An 18,406-nucleotide genomic window follows, 5' to 3' on the forward strand; every position below is an offset into this window, starting at 1 on the left:
CCGGTTCGGACCGGGCGTCAGACGCGCTTGAGGTAGCCGCCCTTGAAGCCGTCCTGGTCGGCCCACACGCGGTGGCGGCAGGACCAGGCCCCGAAGCCCACGAACTTGCCGGTCCAGACGGTCTCGGAGTGGGCGTTGTTGCCCGGGTTCGCGGAGATCCAGTTCTTGATCGGCGAGTTGTCGAAGGTGGTGACCGGGACGAAGTTGGTGTGGCCCGCCCAGCCGTTGAGGACCTTGGTGACGCGGTTGCCGGTGGTCCGGTAGTTCACTCCGAGCTTCACGGTGGTGACCTTGATGCCGAAGATGGTGTCCGAGACGCTGTGCCAGGCACTGCGGTCACGGGTGGCCGCGAACGGGGTGGGCGTCGGCCCGGTGGTGGCCTCGGAGTTGGAGTTCTCCTCCTCCTTGCTGATGACGATGTCGCCGTCGGCCAGGACGCGCTGCTTCTCCGTGGTGCTGGAGGCGACGTCCATGAAGGCCTTGAAGTGCTCGGGCTTGTTCAGGTAGCCCAGGAACTTCTCCTGCTTGTCCTTGGGCAGCGCCTTGAACTGGGCGATCGTCTCGGCCGAGCCGGCCCCGCCCTTCTGCTGCAGCCAGGCGACGTACGCGACCGGGGTGCTCGGGACCGGCGCCTCCGCCGCCACGGCCTGGCTGGGCATGCCCGCGAGGGCCATGGCGCCGACCGCCGTCGCCATACCGACAAAGCTCCGCCGAGTGATGTTGCGCATGAAGAAAATTCCCCCAGATTTGTTTTCCTGATTGAACCTGCGCGGATATCGCAGGAACGAAAGGGGGAGGTGAGGCCCGGGCAGGTAGCCATTCTCCCCGGGACTTTTTCGCCCCCCGTCTCGGCCTCCGTGGTCAGCGGCGGCTTCGGAAGAAACTTTCACACAGCCGGAGAGCCCTGGGCAAGAAATAGAACGATCTCTGAGGTTTCCCTGAGCATCCTGATCCACATACGGCTCGAATTCCTTTATCTCGGACAGATGGGAAGCGGGCAGGGGTGAAGATGGAGCCCCCAACACCGCTTGTGTACGCAGGTCAAAGCGGGCTTGCGGTGCGTCTCCACCCGTCGAGCAGCCGAACGGACGACACCGGCCCCCGGATTGCCATTACCGGACAGAAGCGGCGCCGCGGGACGATGCGGCTCATGCATCACCTGATGCCCGCAAAGCCAGCAAAGCCCGCAACAGAAGTCCCAGCCGTGATTTCCCACGGAAAGCGTCACAACCAAAATCCCGCAGCGATTCCCCGACGCCACGGCAGGATTTCCTCCAGGGGGGCGCGGGAGGGAGATTTTCAGCTGCCGCGCACGGTCGGGCACGCCGCAAATTCCCCTTACCGAGGCCGATGGGGGCGGGCGAGCAGGTCGCGCCGGATCCGGATGCGGATCCGGGGCTCGGAAAAGAATCTTCGGCGGGCTGTCACATCCGCGGGCGGCGGTCCGTCAGTGCAGTGAAGTCAGTGCAGTGAAGGCACGCAACGGAACGGAACGAAGGGAACCCACGATGACCACCCAGCCGAACACCGCCGCGAAGACCAACGGCTCGCGCCTGCCCAACCCCGCCAGGCTCGTCCCCGAGCTCGGCGCCGTGTCAGGAGCACTGTTCAAGGCCACCGGCAACGGCTCCGTCCCGAAGACCACCATCGACCTCGTGCAGCTCCGCGCCGGCCAGATCGTCGGCAACACCTACCTGACCGTCATGCACACCGACAGCCTCCGCAAGGACGGCGTCTCCGAGGAGCGGATCACCGCAGTGGCCTCCTGGCAGGACGCCCCCTGCTTCACCGACGCCGAAACCGCCGCACTGACCCTGGTCGAGGCCGTGCTCCAGCCCTCCCCGCACGGCGAGCGCGTCTCCGACGAGCTCTACGCCCGGGTCGCCGAACACTACGACGACAAAGCCCTCACCACGCTCGCGCTCGCGATCGGCCAGGTCAACTTCTTCATCCCGCTCGCCGTCATCGGCAAGCCCCTGCCCGGCGCGAAGCCGTCCGAGCAGTGGAACTGACCGCGATCCACGACCCGGCGCGGGCACAGACGCCCGCGCCGCCCCTCCCGCTCGGGGAGCCGGCCGTGCCGGGATGATCGTGCGGTGAGCGATGCGAGGCTGTCGGCCGCGGAGGCCGTTGAATCACATGTCCGGGTGTTCTTCGAGGGGCACACCGTGGAGGCCGTCGACCACGACCTCGGGCCGGAACGGCGGGAGGTGGTGCCCGGCCTGCGCATCCTCGTCGTGGGGCCCGGCCCCCGCAGCGACAGCTGGGCCTACGTGACCGCCGGGTGCTGGGCCGCGGTGGAGGAGGACGGCCACGGACTTGAGTTCGTGATGACCGGACCCGTCCGCGACCAGCGGTTCATCGACCTCATGGCGATGATCGCCTACTACCACTGTGGCGGGCATCGACTCGATCTGGAGCACAGCATGCCGATCGGGGAACCGTGGGTGCCCGGTTCGACCTGCGATCACCTCCTGATCAGCCCGCCCTACCTCCACGGCCCCGACCTCGAGCACTGTCCGCTTCCCGGGGGACACGCCCGCATCCTGTGGACGCTGCCCGTGACGGCCGACGAGATCGAGTTCCGCAAGCGTCACGGACACGAGGCACTGGAGCGACTCTTCGACGAGGCGGAGGTCATTCCCACCGATCCCTTCCGGGCCTCGGTCGCCTGAGCAGGGGCTAGGGGCAGGGCTACGGTCGAGGGCTACGGGCGTTGCGGCGCCCGTAGCCCTCGACCGGGACGTGGTCCCGGCCCATCGCCGGAGCCGGGCGGGGGCGTGGCGGTTTCGGCGGATGACGGGGCGTCACCCCGGTTGCGTGGCCCCGCGAGAAGAGACTTGCACATTGTTCAAGTGAAGCCTACAGTCATGCCCACAGCCACCACTTGCACTAAGTGCAAGCAACCCGGAGGAATCCATGACGCAGGACAGCAGGCTCAACGAGTTCGTCGCGGCGGCAGCCGAGAAGTTCGACGTCCCCGGCGTCTCGGTCGGGGTACTGGTGGACGGCCGGGAGTCCTACGCCTCGCACGGCGTGACCAGCCTCGAGCACCCGCTCCCCATGGACGAGCGGACGCTGTTCCCCATCGCCTCGGCCACCAAGACCTTCACCGCCACCGCCCTGATGCGCCTGGCCGCCGAAGGAAGGGTCGACCTCGACGCCCCGGTACGCCGCTACGTGCCCGAACTGGAGCTCGCCGACGAGGAGACCGCGGCCACGGTCACGGTGATGAACCTCCTCAACCACACCTCGGGCCTCTCCTGGAACGTGATCGACACCGCCGGGGAGGACGAGACCCTGGCCGGGTTCGTCGCCAGGCTGTCCCGGCTGGAGCTGATCGCCGCGCCGGGCGAGCGGGCCTCGTACAGCCAGGCCGCGTACAACCTCGCCGGGCGGGTCGTCGAGAAGGTGACGGAAATGCCGTTCGAGAAGGCCGTGGCCTCGCTGGTGCTGGAGCCGGTGGGGCTGTCGGACACCTTCTTCGACCTGGACGACGTCGTCACCCGGAAGTTCGCCCTCGGCTACAACCGCGGCGAGGACGGCGGGCTGCGCGTGGCGACGCCGTGGAAGGCGTACCGGGGCGGCTCGCGCGGCAACAACCCGGGCGGCGGCGGGATCTCGTCCGCGGGCGACCTGCTGCGCTGGGCCCGGTTCCACCTCGGCGACGGGGACGGCGTCCTGCCCGCCGAGGCACTGCGCCGCATGCAGGAGCAGACGGTCGAGGTGCGCGGCAGCAGCCTCGCCGACGGCTTCGGGATCGGCTGGTTCCTGCGCGAGGTGGACGGTGTCCGCGTGATCAAGCTCGGCGGATCGGGCAACGGCCAGTTCTCCGAGCTGCTGATCGTGCCCGAGCGGAACTTCGCCCTCGTGTCCCTCGCCAACTGCGGCCCCGACGGCCACCCGTTCAACCAGTCGGTCGTCCGTTGGGCGCTGGAGCACTACCTCGGCGTGATCGAGCGGGAGCCGGAGCCGGTCCCGTACGACGACGCGCGGGCGCGGGAGGTCGCCGGACGCTACGAGAACGACGCCATGAACATCGACATCGCCGCCGACGGGGCCCGGCTCACCCTCGCGGCCGAAATCAAGCCGGAGATCCGGGCGGCCTCGGAGGCCGGGATGCCGCCGGACTACGCCCCGGCCGGCATGGGCCTGCTGGCCGGCGGCGGGGACGAGTACGTCATCACCGGGGGCGGCCTCCAGGGAGAGCGCGGCTTCTTCAGCCGGGACGAGAACGGCGCAGTGGTCGGCATCGACCTGGCCGGCCGGCTGTTCACGCGGACGCAGGCCGCGCCTGCGGCCCCGTGATCCCGGCCGGTGCGCACAAGTCGTGCCCGCTCAGGCCGGTTTCATGACCGCCGGCCACAGCCGCTCTTCCAGCGGCGCCCTGCGGTGCCGGACGGCGGCATCGCGCAGGCCCGCCATGGCCGCGTCCCGGTAGGGGCTGGCTGCCAGTTCGCGGGCGGCGTCGGCGCGTACGTCCTCGTCGCGGCGGCGGGCGGCCGCCGTGTCCAGCGCCTTCTGCAGCATCGACTGCGGGCCGTCGCCCAAGCCCGCGATCAGCCTCAGCCAGTCGGCACGGGCGGCAGTGTCGGCCATCCGGGTCAGCGGCTTCTGCCACTTCCAGCCCAGTCGGGTGACGTGGTGCGGGTCGGTCACCCCGGATCCGGCCGTGCGCCGCGCCACGCCCAGCGTCACGCCGACGGCCCGTCCCGGATCGATCGAGCAGAGCCGCTCGGCGAGGAAACCGGCCCCCGTGTCGTGGATCGCGGCCGTGTCGGCGCAGAGCCCGACCTGCTCCGCGGCCGTCGTAACGGCCGCCGCGGCTTCCTGCGGGGTCGACAGCGGGGCGAAGCGGCATCGCAGGAACGAGCGCAGACGGGCGATCTCGCCGCCGGAGCCCTCCGGAACGTCGGCCGTGGCCAAGGCGGCGTCCAGTTCCTCCCAGCCCGGCTCCCCGCCGGCGGCGGCGATCGGGGAGACGTCGTGGCCGTTCCAGTGCCGCAGGACTCCGGCGGCGGTGGTCCACTGCCCCTTGCGGACCTTCGCGGCCAGCCCGGCCTGCCGGGCGAGCGGCGGCCGGTCGGCGGCGCCCAGCCTGGCGAGGTCGCCCCACAGGCGTAGCGCCGCGGCCTTGGCGTTCCCGTCCGGGCACGGGCCCTCGAACCACAACTCGGCGCACCACTCGGCCAGTTCGGGCCCGTACCGGGCGAACAGCGCGCGGGCCGGCTCGGCGGCCGGCCCGGGCTGTTCCACCGTCCGCTTGGCCAGGGCGGCGAGCCACGGCACGTCGGCCGTCGGCACGCGGAAGCGCAGCGCCTCCGGGAGGAGGGCGTGCGCGTGGGGGGCGTGGTCGGCGAGGGCCGCCTGGACCAGCCCGCTCATCTGGTCGCGGACCCGGGGGCCGTGGTACGGCCTGCCGTCCCTGAACTCGGGCCAGGCGTTGCGGCCCTGGGCCAGCTGGGCGTGCCGGAGCCCCTCCAGGGTCCGCCAGCGCTCCAGTGCCAGGACCGCTCTCGCGTGTCCGGCCGCCGCCAGCGGGACGAGGAGGCGGGTGGCGCCGTCGAGCGCGAGGAACGTGTCGTCCGTCCTGGCTGCGGCCCACGAGCGGCCCTCGGACGGCCAGCGCACGATCGCGGCCAGCCGGGCCGGCTCCAGTCGGGCGAGGCCGCTGACCGCGAACCGCAGGGCGGCCGAAGAACCGGTACGCCCACTGCCGGTGCGCACACCGCCGGTATGCCCACTGCCGGTACGCCCGCCGGCGCCGTGGTCGGCGCCGTGACCGGCGCGCCCGCGGGTACCGCCGCCGTCGGGGCGGCCGCGGCCGCTCTTGCCGGGGGCGAGGACGTCGAGCCGGTCGGCACACCACTCGGCGGCGGCCCGCGTCCCGGGGGCGTCGGCCGGCTCGCGGAGCAGGGGCGGCAGGAGGAAGGCGGCGACGTCGTCGACGGTGTCCCTGCCCCCGCAGAGCTCGACCGTCTCGGCCAGGAGCTCGGGCACCCCGGCTTCGACCTCGCGCAGCCGGGTGCCGACCTGTTCCAGGACCGCCCTCAGCCGGGGCCTCGCGACGTCGAACGGGATCCTCCCCTCGGCGGCCAGTGCCCGGACCACCTCCTGCGGCGTCCTGCCCGGCGTGGCGGCGAACCAGTGTGCGTCCAGCGCCGCCTGGGCCTCCTGCCACTCCTCCGCCTGCGTCCGGGCGGCCCAGGCTTCGCTTCCGCCCGGCGCGCCCTCCTCCTCGGCGGCGTTCTTCGGGAGAACCACCCTGTCGGTGCCGAGGCGCTGGGCGATCCCGGCAGCGACCGCGAACAGCGCGTCCCAGTCCGCGTCCCAGTCCGGGTCCGGGTCTCCGGAGCGGGCACGGCGACGGCGGTGGATCACGGCCACGCACTGCAGGGCCTGGAGGGCCGAGCGGTGCCGCTCGGCCAGGGTGAGCAGCTCCCGCATGCGGTCGGCCGCCCACTCGCTCCAGTGCTCGGCCAGGGCATCGACCAGCCGCACCGCCTGGTTGCCGTGGCTCCCCGCGCTGTTCGCGTTCCGGTTCACCAGCCACGACCACAGGCAGTGCGCCCCGCCGCAGCCGGTCGGCGCGGAAGCGGCGAAGGCGGCGTCCTGCGGGTCCGGAGCGCGCTCCACGCAGCGCTCCGGATCCGTGCAGAGGTCGTGCAGCAGCGAGCGGACGGCGTCAGAGGTGGCGCGGTCGATCCGGCCGAACCGGCACAGCAGGTCCAGTACGCGCCACTCCATGCGCGGGTGGTGCTTCAGGACGAGTCCCAGGTCCACGGCCACGCGTTCGGGGTTGGTGTGCTCGCGGGTCGGCAGGAGGGCCAGCACCTCCCGCACCATGGCCGCGGGCGCCGACTCCTGCAGGTACCGGTGGAACTCCTCGCGGACGCCGCCGTACAGGTCGTCCGGGAGCAGGGCGCAGGACCGTACGGCGATCACCTGGAGGTCGATGTCCTCGCTGCGCAGGAGTTCACCCAGCAGCGCCGCGGCGTGCTCGCGCACCCTGCCCCGCGCGCGCATGCCCTGGACGAGGGCCTGCTCGGCGACCACCGCGCGCAGGAAGTCGTCCGGGTGGGCTGCGAGGTGCCGGCCCAGGGCGCGGTAGTACGACTGCTTCTTCTCCACGACGAGCCGCACCAGGCAGCGGCCGGCGGCGTACTCGAAGAGCGTCTGGTGGAAGAAGTGGACGGCTGCCGTCCGCTGGTCGCCGTCCGTCCCCGCGACCACACTGCGCCGGTCGAGCTGCGCCAGCTGGTCGAGGGGATCCGCGGCGCCGGCCTCGGGGTCCGCATCGGCCATCCGCCCGGCCGCGTCCGCGACGGGCAGGGCCACCACGCCGTCGTGCAGCATGAGGCGGGCGAGGCCCTGGGCCGGCCAGGACAGGTCCGCCGACGCCGGTACGGCGGGGCCGGCGGATCCGCGACCGGCGGATCCGTAGCCGGCGGATCCGTAGCCGGCGGATCCGTGGCGGGCGTCCTCGCGGACCCGCCGCTCCCAGTAACGGTCGTAAAGACCAGCGGCGTCGATCTCGGGGGTGGGCGACTGGGGCGCGTACACCTCGAAGAGCATCCGCAGCGTCAGGGGCCTGGCGACGACCTCACGGATCGGCAGACCGCGCACCGCGGCGTCCCTCAGGGCCGCCACCGCCTCCGCCCGGGCGGCCGGGGACCTGTCGGGGAGGTAGTGGAGGCAGTACGTGGACAGGGCCCGCTCCAGCTCCTCCCTGCCCTGGAAGTCGCCCACGTGGCAGGCCACCTCGGCGGGGGTGCGGCCCAACAGTTGCTGGAGGGGCGCACTGTCGCGCGTCCGGCACGTCAGGACGAGCGGCACGCCCCGCCGCTGGCAGGCGGCGACCGCCCGGAGCAGCCTCGCGCGGCCGTCCGCGGCGTGCAGGAGCAGGTCCGCCGTGTCGAGCAGCACGACGCGGCCGGAGGCCAGGCCGAGCTCGACGGAATCGAGGAGCCGATCGCCCTCCCCCGGCGTGAGCAGCTGCTCGGCACGCAGGAGGACCGGCCGGATCTCGGTGCCCGCGCGGAGCTCACCCGACGGGGGCCGGGTGCGGACGGCCTCACGGGCAGGGGCGGCCCTGCGGCCCTCGACGAGCTCCGCCAGGCACCACAGCAGGCTCGACTTGCCGGTACCCGCTTCGCCCAGGACCAGTTGGACCGGCTGGTCCGGCCCTCCGGCCAGCACCTGCTGGTGCACGATGCGCGCCAGGCGCTCCTCGGTCCCGCGCCGCACGTACACGTCGCGCAGCGACACCGGCGGGGCGTCCGCCGAGCCGCCGCGGCCCAGGAGGAGCAGGTCCCGGCGGGCCCGCTCGCTGACCTCGTCGACCAGCTTCCGGTGCCGGCTGCCCCCGTCGCCGACCCGCCGGCCGGGCACGCGGTGCAGTTCCCGCGCGGCCTCGTCCAGGGCGAGGGCGAGGGGAAGCGGCAGGACGCGGTGGTCGGGGCCGCCGAGGCTGACGAGCGCCTCCAGGATCGGCTGCCGGTCCTTCGTGATCGGCCGGCGCCGCTCGATGTCGGCCCGCAGCTGCTGGAACGTCTCCCAGCGGAACGCCGTGAACCGGCCGCGCCGGTCCCGTCCCACCCGTTCCATCTGATCGGCGATCCGGGCGTGCACCTGCCGCCACAGGGCCTCGTCCGGCCGCGAACGCTCCTCGCCGGGGCGGGGGCGGGGCCGGCGCACGGCCCTCTCCTCCGCGAGGTCGTACAAGAACGACAGCGCCCGGTCCAGAGGCGTCCGGGCCGCCGCCCCCACGATGTCCTCGGCCGCCATGCCACCTCCCGCACCCCGCCCCGGCCCGACCGGCGCATCAGCCTAGGACAACACCGCGACGGCCGCGCCCGGTTCACCCCACCACCACCCTTCCGCACGGCCGAGACCTCGCGGGAGTTACGCGCGCACCGGCCCTGACCTGCGGCGCAAGAAGATGCAGCGCGGAGAACCCGGGACCAGTTCGGGGTCCGCGCCGCCTGGGGCCAGCTTTGACCCGCACGCCGGCATCCCCGGGGTGCGGGCCCGCACCTCACCCGTCTCGAGAAACGGTGAGGTCACCACGATGCGTCACGTCCCTGCCCTCTTCGACCACGCTCTCCGCGCCACCGGCGAGCTCCTGTCCTGGCACCCCGGCCCGACGGCACAGTTCCTGTCCCAGGTGGTCCGCGACCTGGCCGGCAGCGAGGCTCCCCGCCTGTGGGTCAGCACCGCCGCCCGGCTCCACTGGACACGGCTCACCGCCCTCGCGGACCGCATCCGCAACCGCTGACAGCACGAAATCCCCCGCCCCCGGGGGGGGGGGGGCGCCCCCGCGGGGGGGGGGGCGGGGGGGGGCGGGCGCCCCCCCCCCGCCCGCGCCCCGCCCCCGCCCGCCCCGGGGGGGGGGGCGCGGGCGGGGGACCACCGCGTCCTCGCCCCGGCCACTGCCGCGGTCGGCCTACGGCCGCGTCCCGTGTACGAGGTCCAGGGCTCGGGCGAGCTCCGGGGCGTGGGCGGCGAACGGGCCGAGGTCGGTGGCGCGGGCGAACGCCGGGTCGTGCCGGTAGTCCGCGAGGCGGGCCAGGGTGCGGCTGCCGTAGTACGCGGACGGCGCGGCGGACGGGGTGGACGGGGTGGACGGGGGACGGGCCGACGAGGTGCCGTCGGCGACGGCGGGCAGCGTCTGCTCGAACAGGGTCTGGCAGGCGCGGACGCCGCGCAGCATCACCTGGTGGAAGTGATCGTCCCGGCCGACGGGGAAGCGGTGTTCGGCGAGGACCGGGCCGGTGTCGATGCCGGCGTCGACCTCGTGGACGGTGGCACCGTACTCGGTGTCTCCGTGCAGCAGGGCGAACGCGATGGCAGCGGACGGCAGTCCGCGGTGCTGTGGCAGTAGGCCGTTGTGGACGTTGACGATCCGCAGCCCGAGGGAGAGCAGCGGAGTGCGGAAGATCTGCCGGTTGTTGACGGACCAGACGATGCCGTCGGTGCAGGCGGCACCGAGGGCGGCGGCGTGCGCGTTGATGTCCGGGGCGGGGACGAGGTGCGGGGTGGCCGGGCCGGCGGCCGCGGCGTCGCGCGGGTCGGCGGAGCAGACCAGGTCGACGCGGTGGCCCCGGGCGGCGGCGTGGGCGACGGCACGGCGCAGCAGGGCGCCGTCTCCGACGAAGATCATGCGGGGGTCTCCTCGCGAACGGTGGTGAGGCGGGCGCAGACCTGTCCGAGCGTCAGGTCGCGGACCAGGCAGGCCAGGTCCTCGGTGAACCGGCGTGCCTGGTCGGGGGTGAGCAGGTCGGCGCTGACCGCGGTGATCATCTCGACGAGGGCGAGGGAGTCGCCGCCCAGCGCCTGGAAGTCGGAGTCGGGTGTCAGGTCGGAGGCGTCGACGCCGAGGATCGCCGCCCAGTGGCCGGCGACGCGGGCCCGGAGGTTGCCGCTGTCGTCGCTGGCGTCGGTGGCGTCGGTGGCGTCCGCATCCGGGGTGTCCGGTCGGGGGGTGCGGGCGAAGGGGTCGGGGAGGGCGTCGAAGTCGGTCTTGCCGCTGATCGTGGTGGGCAGGGCGGGCACGGCGATCACGTGCGCGGGGACCAGGTGCCGGGGCAGGGTCCGGGTGAGCTCCGCCCGTAGGTCGGCGGCCGTCCCGACTCCCGTCCCCGCTTCCGCTTTCGCTTTCGCTGCCCCGGGGTCGGCGGGATCGTCCGGTGTCCCGGTCAGGATCACGTACGCGCACAGGACCGCCGAACGGGCGCCGGGGCGGCGGCGGGCCGTCACCGCGGCGCGGGCCACGGTCGGGTGGGCCTCCAGGGCCGCGATGACCTCGGCCGGCTCGATCCGGTACCCGGAGATCTTCAACTGGCCGTCCGCCCGCCCGGCGAACGCGATCGCGCCCCCGGGCAGCCGGCGGCCGAGGTCGCCCGTACGGTACGAGCGCACCCGGTCGGGGCCTGCCGAGAACGGCGTCGCCGGAAGGCTGCTCGGAGCGCCGTCCGCCGCGACGGGACCGGCCGTACGGGGCTTCCCGTCGGCGGCGGTGTCGAGGTCGCCCGCGCCCAGGTAGCCGCGGGCCACCTGGGGGCCGCGTACCACGATCTCGCCCACGCGGCCCGTGTCCGCCGGGCCGGTACCGATGACCTCGCCGTCCTCGCCGACCAGGTCGACGTGGGCGCCGGGGCCGGCGGTGCCGAGCGGTACGGAGGGGCCCGTCTCGGTGCCGTCGACGACGTGGGCGAGGCAGGCGACGGTGGCCTCGGTGGGCCCGTACCCGTTGATCACCCGGCAGTGGGAGCCGAAGGCGGCGTATGCGGAGCGCACGGACGCCGGGGTGAGCTCCTCCCCGCCGAGCAGCAGGGTGCGGAGCCGGCCGCCGCCGTCGCCGTCGAGGAGGGCGAGGTGGGAGGGGGTCAGGGCGAGGGTGTCGGCGCGGTGTTCGCCGACGAGGGCGCGCAGTACGGCCGGGGAGGGCGCGCCGGGTGCGAGGACGGCGGTGCCGCCGGCGAGGAGCGGCAGGAAGAGCGGGAAGCAGGAGATGTCGAAGGCGTAGGAGGCTGCGAATCCGAAGCGCGTGTCGGCGTCGACGCGGCACGTCGCGGTCATCCAGTGGACGAAGGCGACGAGTCCTCGGTGTTCGATCAGCACGCCCTTGGGGCGGCCCGTCGAACCGGAGGTGTGCATGACGTACGCCAGGTCCCCGGGCGCGGGACCGACGGGCAGCACCCCGGCCCGGTCCGGGTCCGGGTCCGCGTCCGCGTTTGCTTCCGCTTCCGCTTCCGCCAGCACGTTTTCGACCGGGAGCAGGGTCCCGGGCACGGAGTCGACCAGGTCCGCGGCGAGGTGGCGTCGGGTCAGGGTCAGACGTACGCCGCCGGCCTCCAGGACCTCGCGGATCCGCGGGCCGGGGTGGCCCGGGTCGAGCGGGACGTAGGCAGCCCCGGCCTTGAGGATCCCCCACAGCGCGCAGACCCCGTCCGGGGTCCGGTCGACGACCAGGCCCACCAGGCTCCCGCGTCCGGCCCCGCGCCGCACCAGGTCGGCGGCGACCGCGTCGGAGCGCCGGTCCAGTTCGGCGTAGGTGACGGCGCCGTCGGGCCCGTCGAGCGCGACGGCTGCGGGCGTACGGGCGGCCTGGGCGCGGAAGAGGTCCACGACGGTGGCGGAGGGGTTCGGGCCGCCGGCGCCGTCGGCGGCGGCGTGCGGCCGCCCGGACGACACCGCGGTCACGGGGGCGGACGCGGCCGGCGCGGGCGCGCTCGTGGCGCTGGCCGTCGCGGCGGTGGCCGTCGCGGCGGTGGCCGTCGCGGCGGTGGCGGTGGCCGTGGCGGCCGTGGCGGTGGCCGTCGCGGCGGTGGCGAGGACCGTGTCCAGGAAGGCCGATGCGTGCTCCCGGAGGAACGGGTCACTGGCGCGGACACCGAGGGTGATCTCGCTCGCGGCGGCGGTCTCGGCCACGGCGAACGACAGCGGGACCAGCGGTGCGTGCACGGGAAGCGCGTACGCGGTGGTGGCGGTGAAACCGCCGCCGGACAGTTCGGCCGGGTCCAGCACGCCGAGGTGGGAGACCACGGCCGAGGCCAGGTGGCGGTCGGCCCGTACGGATGCGGCCTGGGCGGCGCGCAGCAGCGCGGCGACGGCGGCCGAGGGCAGCCGGGCGACGAGGCCCGCCTCGAAGCCGGCGGCGAGCTCGGCGCCGTCGGCGAGGGCGGCCAGCAGCCGGGACTGGGCGCGGGCCCAGTCCTCGCCGGGGCGCAGGTCCAGGAACAGCGGCAACGTGAGGTTGCCGGTGGCCGCCGCGAGGTGCGGGCGGTGACGGCGCAGGTCCACCGGGACCATGACACGGGTCTCGCGCCCTGCCGCGTCGGCGACGGCCTGGGCGAGCCGCGCGGTCAGCGCGGGGTGCCGGCCGGGCAGGGTGCGGCGGAGCCACAGCGTGCGGGGCGGGGTTCCGGGCGCGGCGGGGCCGAGCGGTGAGGGCAGGCCGGGCAGCGGGGCCGGACGGCGGCGTCGCCGGTCGGCGGGCAGTGAGCGCAGCAGGCCGTGGTCGGTCGCCGGGTCGGTGGCGGGCTGCGCGGGCTCGCCGCGCAGGGCGCGGAAGACCTCCCGGACCCAGGTCAGGGCGCCGTGACCGTCCATCAGGGCGTGCGAGGCGCTGAAGACGAGCGCGGTCGGCGTGCCGCCCCGGCCGGGGACGGCGAGCACCTCGCAGCCGGGCGGGTCGGCGGGGCCGGAGCGGCCGGTGAGCAGCTCAGCGGTGGCGGGGGCGGAGGCGTCGAAGGCCGCGGCGGTCGGGTCGGCGTACGTGACCCGCGGCGGCGGCCCGTCGGCCACCCACAGGGGGCCGCGGCGCACTAGGCGGGAGCCGGGGCAGGCGTCGGCGGCCCGGGCCACGGCGGCCTGGAGCTGCTCGCGGCCGGGCAGCCCGTCGCCCTCGACGACGACCCGCAGGGCCATGGCCCCGCGGGCGTGGCCGGCGCCGAGGTAGAGCCGCTCGGTGGGCGACACGGGGCGCCGGTAGGCGGCGGCCGGGGTGGTACCGGCGGCGGCCGCGGTGGCGGCGGGTGTGCCGGCTGTCGCGGGTGTGGTCGGGTGCGTGGTCATCGCGGAGTATCCCCTCGGGCGGCCGAACCGGGCCGGATCTGTGGTGCGCGGAAGTGGGCCGGCGCCGGCACCGGCCGGCCCGGCGCCCGGGCGGCGGCGGGAGTGGTCGACCGCATGCTCATCGCGGCGTGTCCCCTCGGGCGGCCGAACCGGCCCCGTCCGTGGTCCCCGGGCCGTGGAGCGGCTGCGCGACGGGCACCCGACACGGCGACAGCCGACCCGGTGCCCGGAACGTTGACCGGGGCGGTGGCCGGGACGGTGGCCGGCGCCGTCGGGTGCGTGCTCATCGCGCGGCGTCCCCCCGGGCGGCCGAGCCGGCCGGATCCGTGGTGCCCGGCGCCGGGCGATCGGCGGCCGACCGGGTGGCAGCCGGCCCGGCCGCGGCCGGGTCTGCGGCATCCGCACCAGCGGTATCCGGCGCGGCCAACCCAGCGGTATCCGGCGCGGCTGCGGGTCCGGCCGCACGGGCGGCGTCCGACGCAACCGCACGGTCCTGCGGTTCGGTCCAGGCGGGGATGCCGCCCCGGGTCGTGACCCAGTCGGCCAGGTCGCGGAGGCCTTCGGCGCGGGTGCGGGGGGCGTCGTAGCCGAGGTCGCGGCGGGCGGCGCCGGTGTCGTACGTCGTCGAGCGGGTCAGCAGGGCCATCATGTAGCGGCTCAGCGGCGGGCTGTTCGTGCCCGCGTCGGGCCGGAGCCGCCAGAGGGACTCCACCGTGGCCGCCAGGGCGCGGCCCACCGGGAGGGGGACGCGCGGGCCCGGCGGGGCACAGCCGAGCAGGCCGGCGACCTCCGCGAGGAACGGCCACAGGTCGGTCACCTCGCGGTCCGCGACGAAGTACGCGCGGCCGCCGATGCGTTCGGCCGGGGCGGTGACGGCGGCCCGCAGGCAGGCGTCCACCGCGTTGTCGACGTGGCACAGCGACACCAGGACGCGCTTCCCGCCCGACAGGTCGGGCAGCCGCCCGGCGTGCATGGCGCCGACCAGCTTCGGCAGGAACCCGGCGTGGTCACGCGTCCCCCAGATGCCTCGCGGGCGGATCGCGCAGGTGGTGAACTCCGGTGCGGTGGCGGCCAGGACGTGCTGCTCGGCGATGGCCTTCGTCGCGCAGTAGTGGTTGAACCAGCGGGTGGGGTACGGGGTGCTCTCGTCGATGCCGAGCCGGTCGCCCTCGCGCAGGTGCATCAGGGCGCTCGGGCTCGACACGAACACGAACCGTCGGGCCCCGGCCGCCCGGGCCGCCGCCATCAGCCGGAGCGTGCCGGTGATGTTGGCGGCCCTGAACTGCTCCCGGCTGCCGTGGTCGACGACGCGCGCCGCGCTGTGCACGACGGCCTCGCAGCCCTCGGCCGCCCGTTCCAGCGTGGCGGGCTGCGTCAGGTCGCCGGTGGCGAGTTCGACGCCGGGCAGGGCGCGCAGCCGGGCCGTGTCGCTGCCGGGCCGTACGAGGGCCCGCACGCGGTGGCCGGATGCGATGCAGGCGTCGACCAGGTGGCCGCCGAGGAAGCCGGTGGCGCCGGTGATGAGGATGCGGCTGGTGGTCACAGCTTCCGCCACCATGTCGCGCCGTAGAGGAGGGTGAGGCCGGTCGCGGCGGGGCGGCCGATGCCGGCGGCGCGGGCGCGGGGCAGGGCGAGCGGGATCTGGGCGGCGTGCCCGGCGATGCTCAGGACGGCGTCCGTCCACCACAGCACGCGGGGGAGGCGGGCCGCGGGGACCCCGGCGGTCGCGGCCCACACGGCCCCGCCGACGAGGTACGCCCAGCCGGCGAGCGGCACGAGCTGTGCGGCGCGGTCCCGGGAGAGCAGGGGGGCGGGCGGGGCGAGTCGGCGCTCGGCCCAGTGGGCGAGCTCCTCGCGGCCGATCTTGGCGTTGTGCCGGATGTCGACCGGGAAGCCGGGGTGGCGGAGGAACTCCGCCAGCTCCAGGCCCGTGGTGGGCGCGTGTGCGCAGGCGAGGGCGCGGAGTTCGGCGACGAGGCGGTGCCAGGTCTCCGGGTCGAGGTCCCCCTCGGTCTCCACGCAGACGACGGGGCGTTGGGGTCGCTGGCGTACGCCGTCGCCCCCGCGACCGCGGCCCCAGCCGCTGTCGGCGGTGGTGCCGGTGGTGGTGCCGGCGGTGGTGCCGGCGGTGGTCCTGGTGTCCGTGCCGGACGGGGTGGTGTCCGTGATGCCGACGAGGGCGGTGCGGCGTACGAGGGGGTGGGCGTTGAACACGCCTTCGCAGCGCACGGTGTGCAGGTCGCGGTGCTCGGCGCGGACCCGCTGGGCCGCGCGGCCGCAGAACCACAGCCGCCCCTCCTCGTCGAGGTAGCCGAGGTCGCCGGTGCGGTGCCAGGTGCGCTGCGGTGTGCTGCTGCCCTCCGTCGCCGCCGCGTCGGCAGCGTCCGCCGCGGTGCCTGCGGCGCCGGCGGCATCGGCGATGTGGGCGACGTCGGCGACGTCGGCCGTGGCGTCGAGGACCTTGTGCCGGCGGTCCGCGTCCGGCGAGCGGTGGTAGCGGGGGCTGACGGATTCGCCGTGGACCGCGATCTCGCCGACCCGCCCCGCCGGCAGGCGTGCGCCGGTCGCGAGGCGGGACAGCGGGCCGTCGGTGACGGGCAGGATCGCCACGCGGGTGCCGGGCACGGGCCGCCCGACGCAGGTCCCGGCGCCCTCGGCGGCCCGCGCCGCGGTACCGCCCCCGGCCACGGCCCCCACGGGCTCCACCGCCTCCACGGCCCCCGGCGCCGCCACCGGCGCCCCGAGGAGTTCAGTGGCCTCGATCGACGTGATCGGCAGCACCTCCGTCGCCCCGTACGTGACGTGGATGCGCGCGTCGGCGTGGAGAACGCGGCGCAGCGCGGCCACGGTCGCGTCGGGGACGGGGGCGCCGCCGCCGACGACGCAGCGCAGGGCGGGCAGCGGATGGCGGCCCGGGGCGGCGGCGGTGAGGTGCTCGGCGAGGGTGCGCAGCAGGGCGGGCGAGGCGAACATCGTGGTCACGCCGAAACGTTCCAGCGCGTCGACCACGAGCGTGGGGTCGGCCTGCGCCACCCTGGCCGGAGCCAGCGGGGCGAGGACGAGGGTGGAGCCGTAGACGAGGTCGAGGACCCCGTAGAACGGCAGGGTGACCAGCGAGGTGTCCTGGCTGGTGCGGCCGTGGACGGCCTCTATCTGGCGGGCGATGGACAGGGCCATCCGGTGGGTGTACTCGACGCCCTTGGCAGGGCCGGTGCTTCCGGTGGTGAAGCCGATCATCAACAGGTCGTCGCGGCCGGCCGCGACCGGCGCGGTGCCGCCGCGGCGCGCGCTGTCGGCGCCGAGGGCGCGCACCGCGGTCAGGGTGCGGGCGCGGCCGAGCGGGTGCCGGCCCAGGGTGACGGGCACCCGTATCCCGGCGAAGGTGCGGCGGCCGAGCAGCCGTACGAGGTGGGCGAGCGGCGGTCCGATGAACGCCTCGGCGCCCACGGTCCGGTAGCAGTGCAGCATCCGGCGGACGCCCATCCCGGGGTCGACGACGACGGGCACGGCGCCGATGCGGAACAGGGCGAAGACGAGGGCGAACAGCTCGGGGCCGGGCGGGGCCATCAGGACGGTCTTGGTGCCCTTGGTGATCCCGGCCCGGGTGAAGCCCGCGGCCAACTGCTCGACGGCCTGCTGTAGTTCGCCGTACGTGAGGGTGCCGTACGCGGGCGGTTGCGCGGGAACCCGGGCGGGGCCGGCAGGGAGTACACCGCGTATCCCGTGCGGGCCGTCGGGATGGATGACGGCCGGCTTGTCGGGGTGGGCGCGGGCGTTGCGCTCCAGGAGGCCGGCCAGGCTCTGCGCGTCGAGGTCGCCCGGGCCGGTACCGGTGCCCGAGCCGACGCCGGGGCCGGCGGCACCGGCGGGCGGTCGCTGCGACGCGGCCTGCCGGGTGGCTGCTGACGTCATGCCGGTCACCACCCCTGCGGCCGGTACGAGGCGCAGGCCGCGCTCGGTCCGGCGCCCGCGGTCACGAACAGGATCCCGTCGTAGTCGGCGGGCCGGACACCGGCCTCCAGGGCGCGCACGTAGCCGAGGATCGGGGCGGCGGTGTGCGGCTCCCCGCCGGTGCCGGGCGGGGCAGCCGGGTCCAGCGGCACTCGGGGCCCGATGAGCAGGGTCCGGGTGAGGTCGAGGCCGAACTCCTCCGCGTACGACGCCACCGCGGCGGCGGCGAGTTCGCCGGTCCGCGTCTCGTGCTGGGGCGTGCGGCGCACCGTGATGCCGGAGCGGCCGCTGCTGCCCATGGTGTCGAGGTCGAGGTACCCCTCGACGTCGGTGGGCCGGTCGGCGCCGTAGTGGCGTACGGGCCCGAAACCGGTGCCGGGGTCGGCGGCGCGCTCCAGCAGCACGGCGCCGGCCAGGTCGGCGTACGGGTAGTCGGGGTCGTGGGAGGCGTTCCCGCCGGGGTGGACGTCGGCGGCGGTGATCAGCAGCCGCTCGGTGGTACCGGTCGCCAGCAGGGCCTGGGCGGTCTGGACGGCGCTGAGCACACCGCAGGCCCCGTTCATCAGGTCGAAGGAGAAGCCCGCGGCCGGCTGGGGGTCGGCGAGGTAGTCGAGGTTGATGCCGACTTCCTTCTGGACCAGGGCCGACACGGCCGGTTCGAAGGTGTTGTGCTCCCGGTAGACGCCCACGTTGACGAGCACCCCGACCCCGGACGGGGAGACGCGGGCGCTGTCCAGGCAGCTGCGGGCCGCGCGGCCGGCGAGGTCGACGGCGGAGGCCGAGGTGGCCGGGGCGGTCGGGCTGGCCTGGTCGGTCGGGTTGGCCAAGTCGGTCGGGGCCGCGGTGGCGGCGGCAGTGATGACGATGCCCATGACGG

The 18,406-nt window shown here is 75.1% G+C and carries 11 protein-coding genes; 4 read left to right on the forward strand and 7 right to left on the reverse strand.

Going from position 1 to position 18,406, the window contains the following annotated elements:
- Positions 1-17 precede the first annotated feature (17 nt).
- Complete coding sequence (locus ACFVGY_RS13235; RefSeq protein WP_385675495.1) at positions 18-728, reverse strand: twin-arginine translocation signal domain-containing protein; 711 nt, start codon at positions 726-728, stop codon at positions 18-20.
- Between the two features lie 780 nt (positions 729-1,508).
- On the opposite strand from ACFVGY_RS13235, the gene ACFVGY_RS13240 reads away from it, so the two are divergent.
- The 3 genes from ACFVGY_RS13240 (at position 1,509) to ACFVGY_RS13250 (ending at position 4,308) form a co-directional block, all read left to right on the forward strand.
- The gene (locus ACFVGY_RS13240; protein WP_385675498.1) at positions 1,509-2,012 is read left to right on the forward strand and encodes a carboxymuconolactone decarboxylase family protein; all 504 of its coding nucleotides are present in this window, start codon (positions 1,509-1,511) and stop codon (positions 2,010-2,012) included.
- An 84-nt stretch (positions 2,013-2,096) separates the two neighbouring features.
- Positions 2,097-2,675, forward strand: a complete 579-nt coding sequence (locus tag ACFVGY_RS13245; RefSeq protein WP_385675500.1) for a suppressor of fused domain protein — start codon at positions 2,097-2,099, stop codon at positions 2,673-2,675.
- A gap of 244 nt (positions 2,676-2,919) precedes the next feature.
- On the forward strand, positions 2,920-4,308 hold the full coding sequence (locus ACFVGY_RS13250; protein WP_385675503.1) for a serine hydrolase domain-containing protein: 1,389 nt from the start codon (positions 2,920-2,922) through the stop codon (positions 4,306-4,308).
- Between the two features lie 30 nt (positions 4,309-4,338).
- Here ACFVGY_RS13250 and ACFVGY_RS13255 read toward each other — a convergent pair whose 3' ends face one another.
- Positions 4,339-8,787, reverse strand: coding sequence for a hypothetical protein (locus ACFVGY_RS13255; protein ID WP_385675506.1), 4,449 nt, complete (start codon positions 8,785-8,787; stop codon positions 4,339-4,341).
- Positions 8,788-9,070: 283 nt separating this feature from the next.
- Between ACFVGY_RS13255 and ACFVGY_RS13260 the strand changes: the two genes are divergently transcribed.
- Positions 9,071-9,277, forward strand: a complete 207-nt coding sequence (locus ACFVGY_RS13260; RefSeq protein ID WP_385675509.1) for a hypothetical protein — start codon at positions 9,071-9,073, stop codon at positions 9,275-9,277.
- Between the two features lie 168 nt (positions 9,278-9,445).
- Here the strand turns inward: ACFVGY_RS13260 and ACFVGY_RS13265 are convergent, their stop codons facing one another.
- The 5 genes from ACFVGY_RS13265 to ACFVGY_RS13285 form a co-directional block, all read right to left on the reverse strand.
- Positions 9,446-10,162: a formyltransferase family protein gene (locus ACFVGY_RS13265; protein ID WP_385675512.1), complete on the reverse strand. Its 717-nt coding sequence runs from the start codon at positions 10,160-10,162 to the stop codon at positions 9,446-9,448.
- Positions 10,159-13,578 carry an amino acid adenylation domain-containing protein gene (locus ACFVGY_RS13270; protein WP_385675515.1) on the reverse strand — a complete coding sequence of 1,140 codons (3,420 nt, stop codon included), beginning with the start codon at positions 13,576-13,578 and terminating at the stop codon, positions 10,159-10,161. The genes ACFVGY_RS13265 and ACFVGY_RS13270 overlap by 4 nt, the downstream gene beginning before the upstream one ends.
- 283 nt (positions 13,579-13,861) lie before the next feature.
- Positions 13,862-15,121: an NAD-dependent epimerase/dehydratase family protein gene (locus ACFVGY_RS13275; RefSeq protein WP_385675517.1), complete on the reverse strand. Its 1,260-nt coding sequence runs from the start codon at positions 15,119-15,121 to the stop codon at positions 13,862-13,864.
- The gene (locus ACFVGY_RS13280) at positions 15,118-17,490 is read right to left on the reverse strand and encodes an AMP-binding protein (RefSeq protein ID WP_385675520.1); all 2,373 of its coding nucleotides are present in this window, start codon (positions 17,488-17,490) and stop codon (positions 15,118-15,120) included. The genes ACFVGY_RS13275 and ACFVGY_RS13280 overlap by 4 nt, the downstream gene beginning before the upstream one ends.
- 5 nt (positions 17,491-17,495) lie before the next feature.
- Entirely contained in the window at positions 17,496-18,401 is a 906-nt protein-coding gene (locus ACFVGY_RS13285; protein ID WP_385675523.1) for a hypothetical protein, read from the reverse strand.
- Positions 18,402-18,406 lie beyond the last annotated feature (5 nt).

Origin of the sequence: Streptomyces sp. NPDC127106, from assembly GCF_042677605.1 — a bacterium.
Classification (GTDB): domain Bacteria; phylum Actinomycetota; class Actinomycetes; order Streptomycetales; family Streptomycetaceae; genus Streptomyces.

Excerpts from the sequence above, each read along its gene's own strand:
- ACFVGY_RS13280 (WP_385675520.1), bottom strand. The coding sequence starts at position 17,490 with ATGACGTCAGCAGCCACCCGGCAGGCCGCGTCGCAGCGACCGCCCGCC.
- ACFVGY_RS13240 (WP_385675498.1), top strand. The coding sequence starts at position 1,509 with ATGACCACCCAGCCGAACACCGCCGCGAAGACCAACGGCTCGCGCCTG.
- ACFVGY_RS13235 (WP_385675495.1), bottom strand. The coding sequence starts at position 728 with ATGCGCAACATCACTCGGCGGAGCTTTGTCGGTATGGCGACGGCGGTC.
- ACFVGY_RS13270 (WP_385675515.1), bottom strand. The coding sequence starts at position 13,578 with ATGACCACGCACCCGACCACACCCGCGACAGCCGGCACACCCGCCGCC.
- ACFVGY_RS13260 (WP_385675509.1), top strand. The coding sequence starts at position 9,071 with ATGCGTCACGTCCCTGCCCTCTTCGACCACGCTCTCCGCGCCACCGGC.
- ACFVGY_RS13255 (WP_385675506.1), bottom strand. The coding sequence starts at position 8,787 with ATGGCGGCCGAGGACATCGTGGGGGCGGCGGCCCGGACGCCTCTGGAC.
- ACFVGY_RS13285 (WP_385675523.1), bottom strand. The coding sequence starts at position 18,401 with ATGGGCATCGTCATCACTGCCGCCGCCACCGCGGCCCCGACCGACTTG.
- ACFVGY_RS13250 (WP_385675503.1), top strand. The coding sequence starts at position 2,920 with ATGACGCAGGACAGCAGGCTCAACGAGTTCGTCGCGGCGGCAGCCGAG.
- ACFVGY_RS13265 (WP_385675512.1), bottom strand. The coding sequence starts at position 10,162 with ATGATCTTCGTCGGAGACGGCGCCCTGCTGCGCCGTGCCGTCGCCCAC.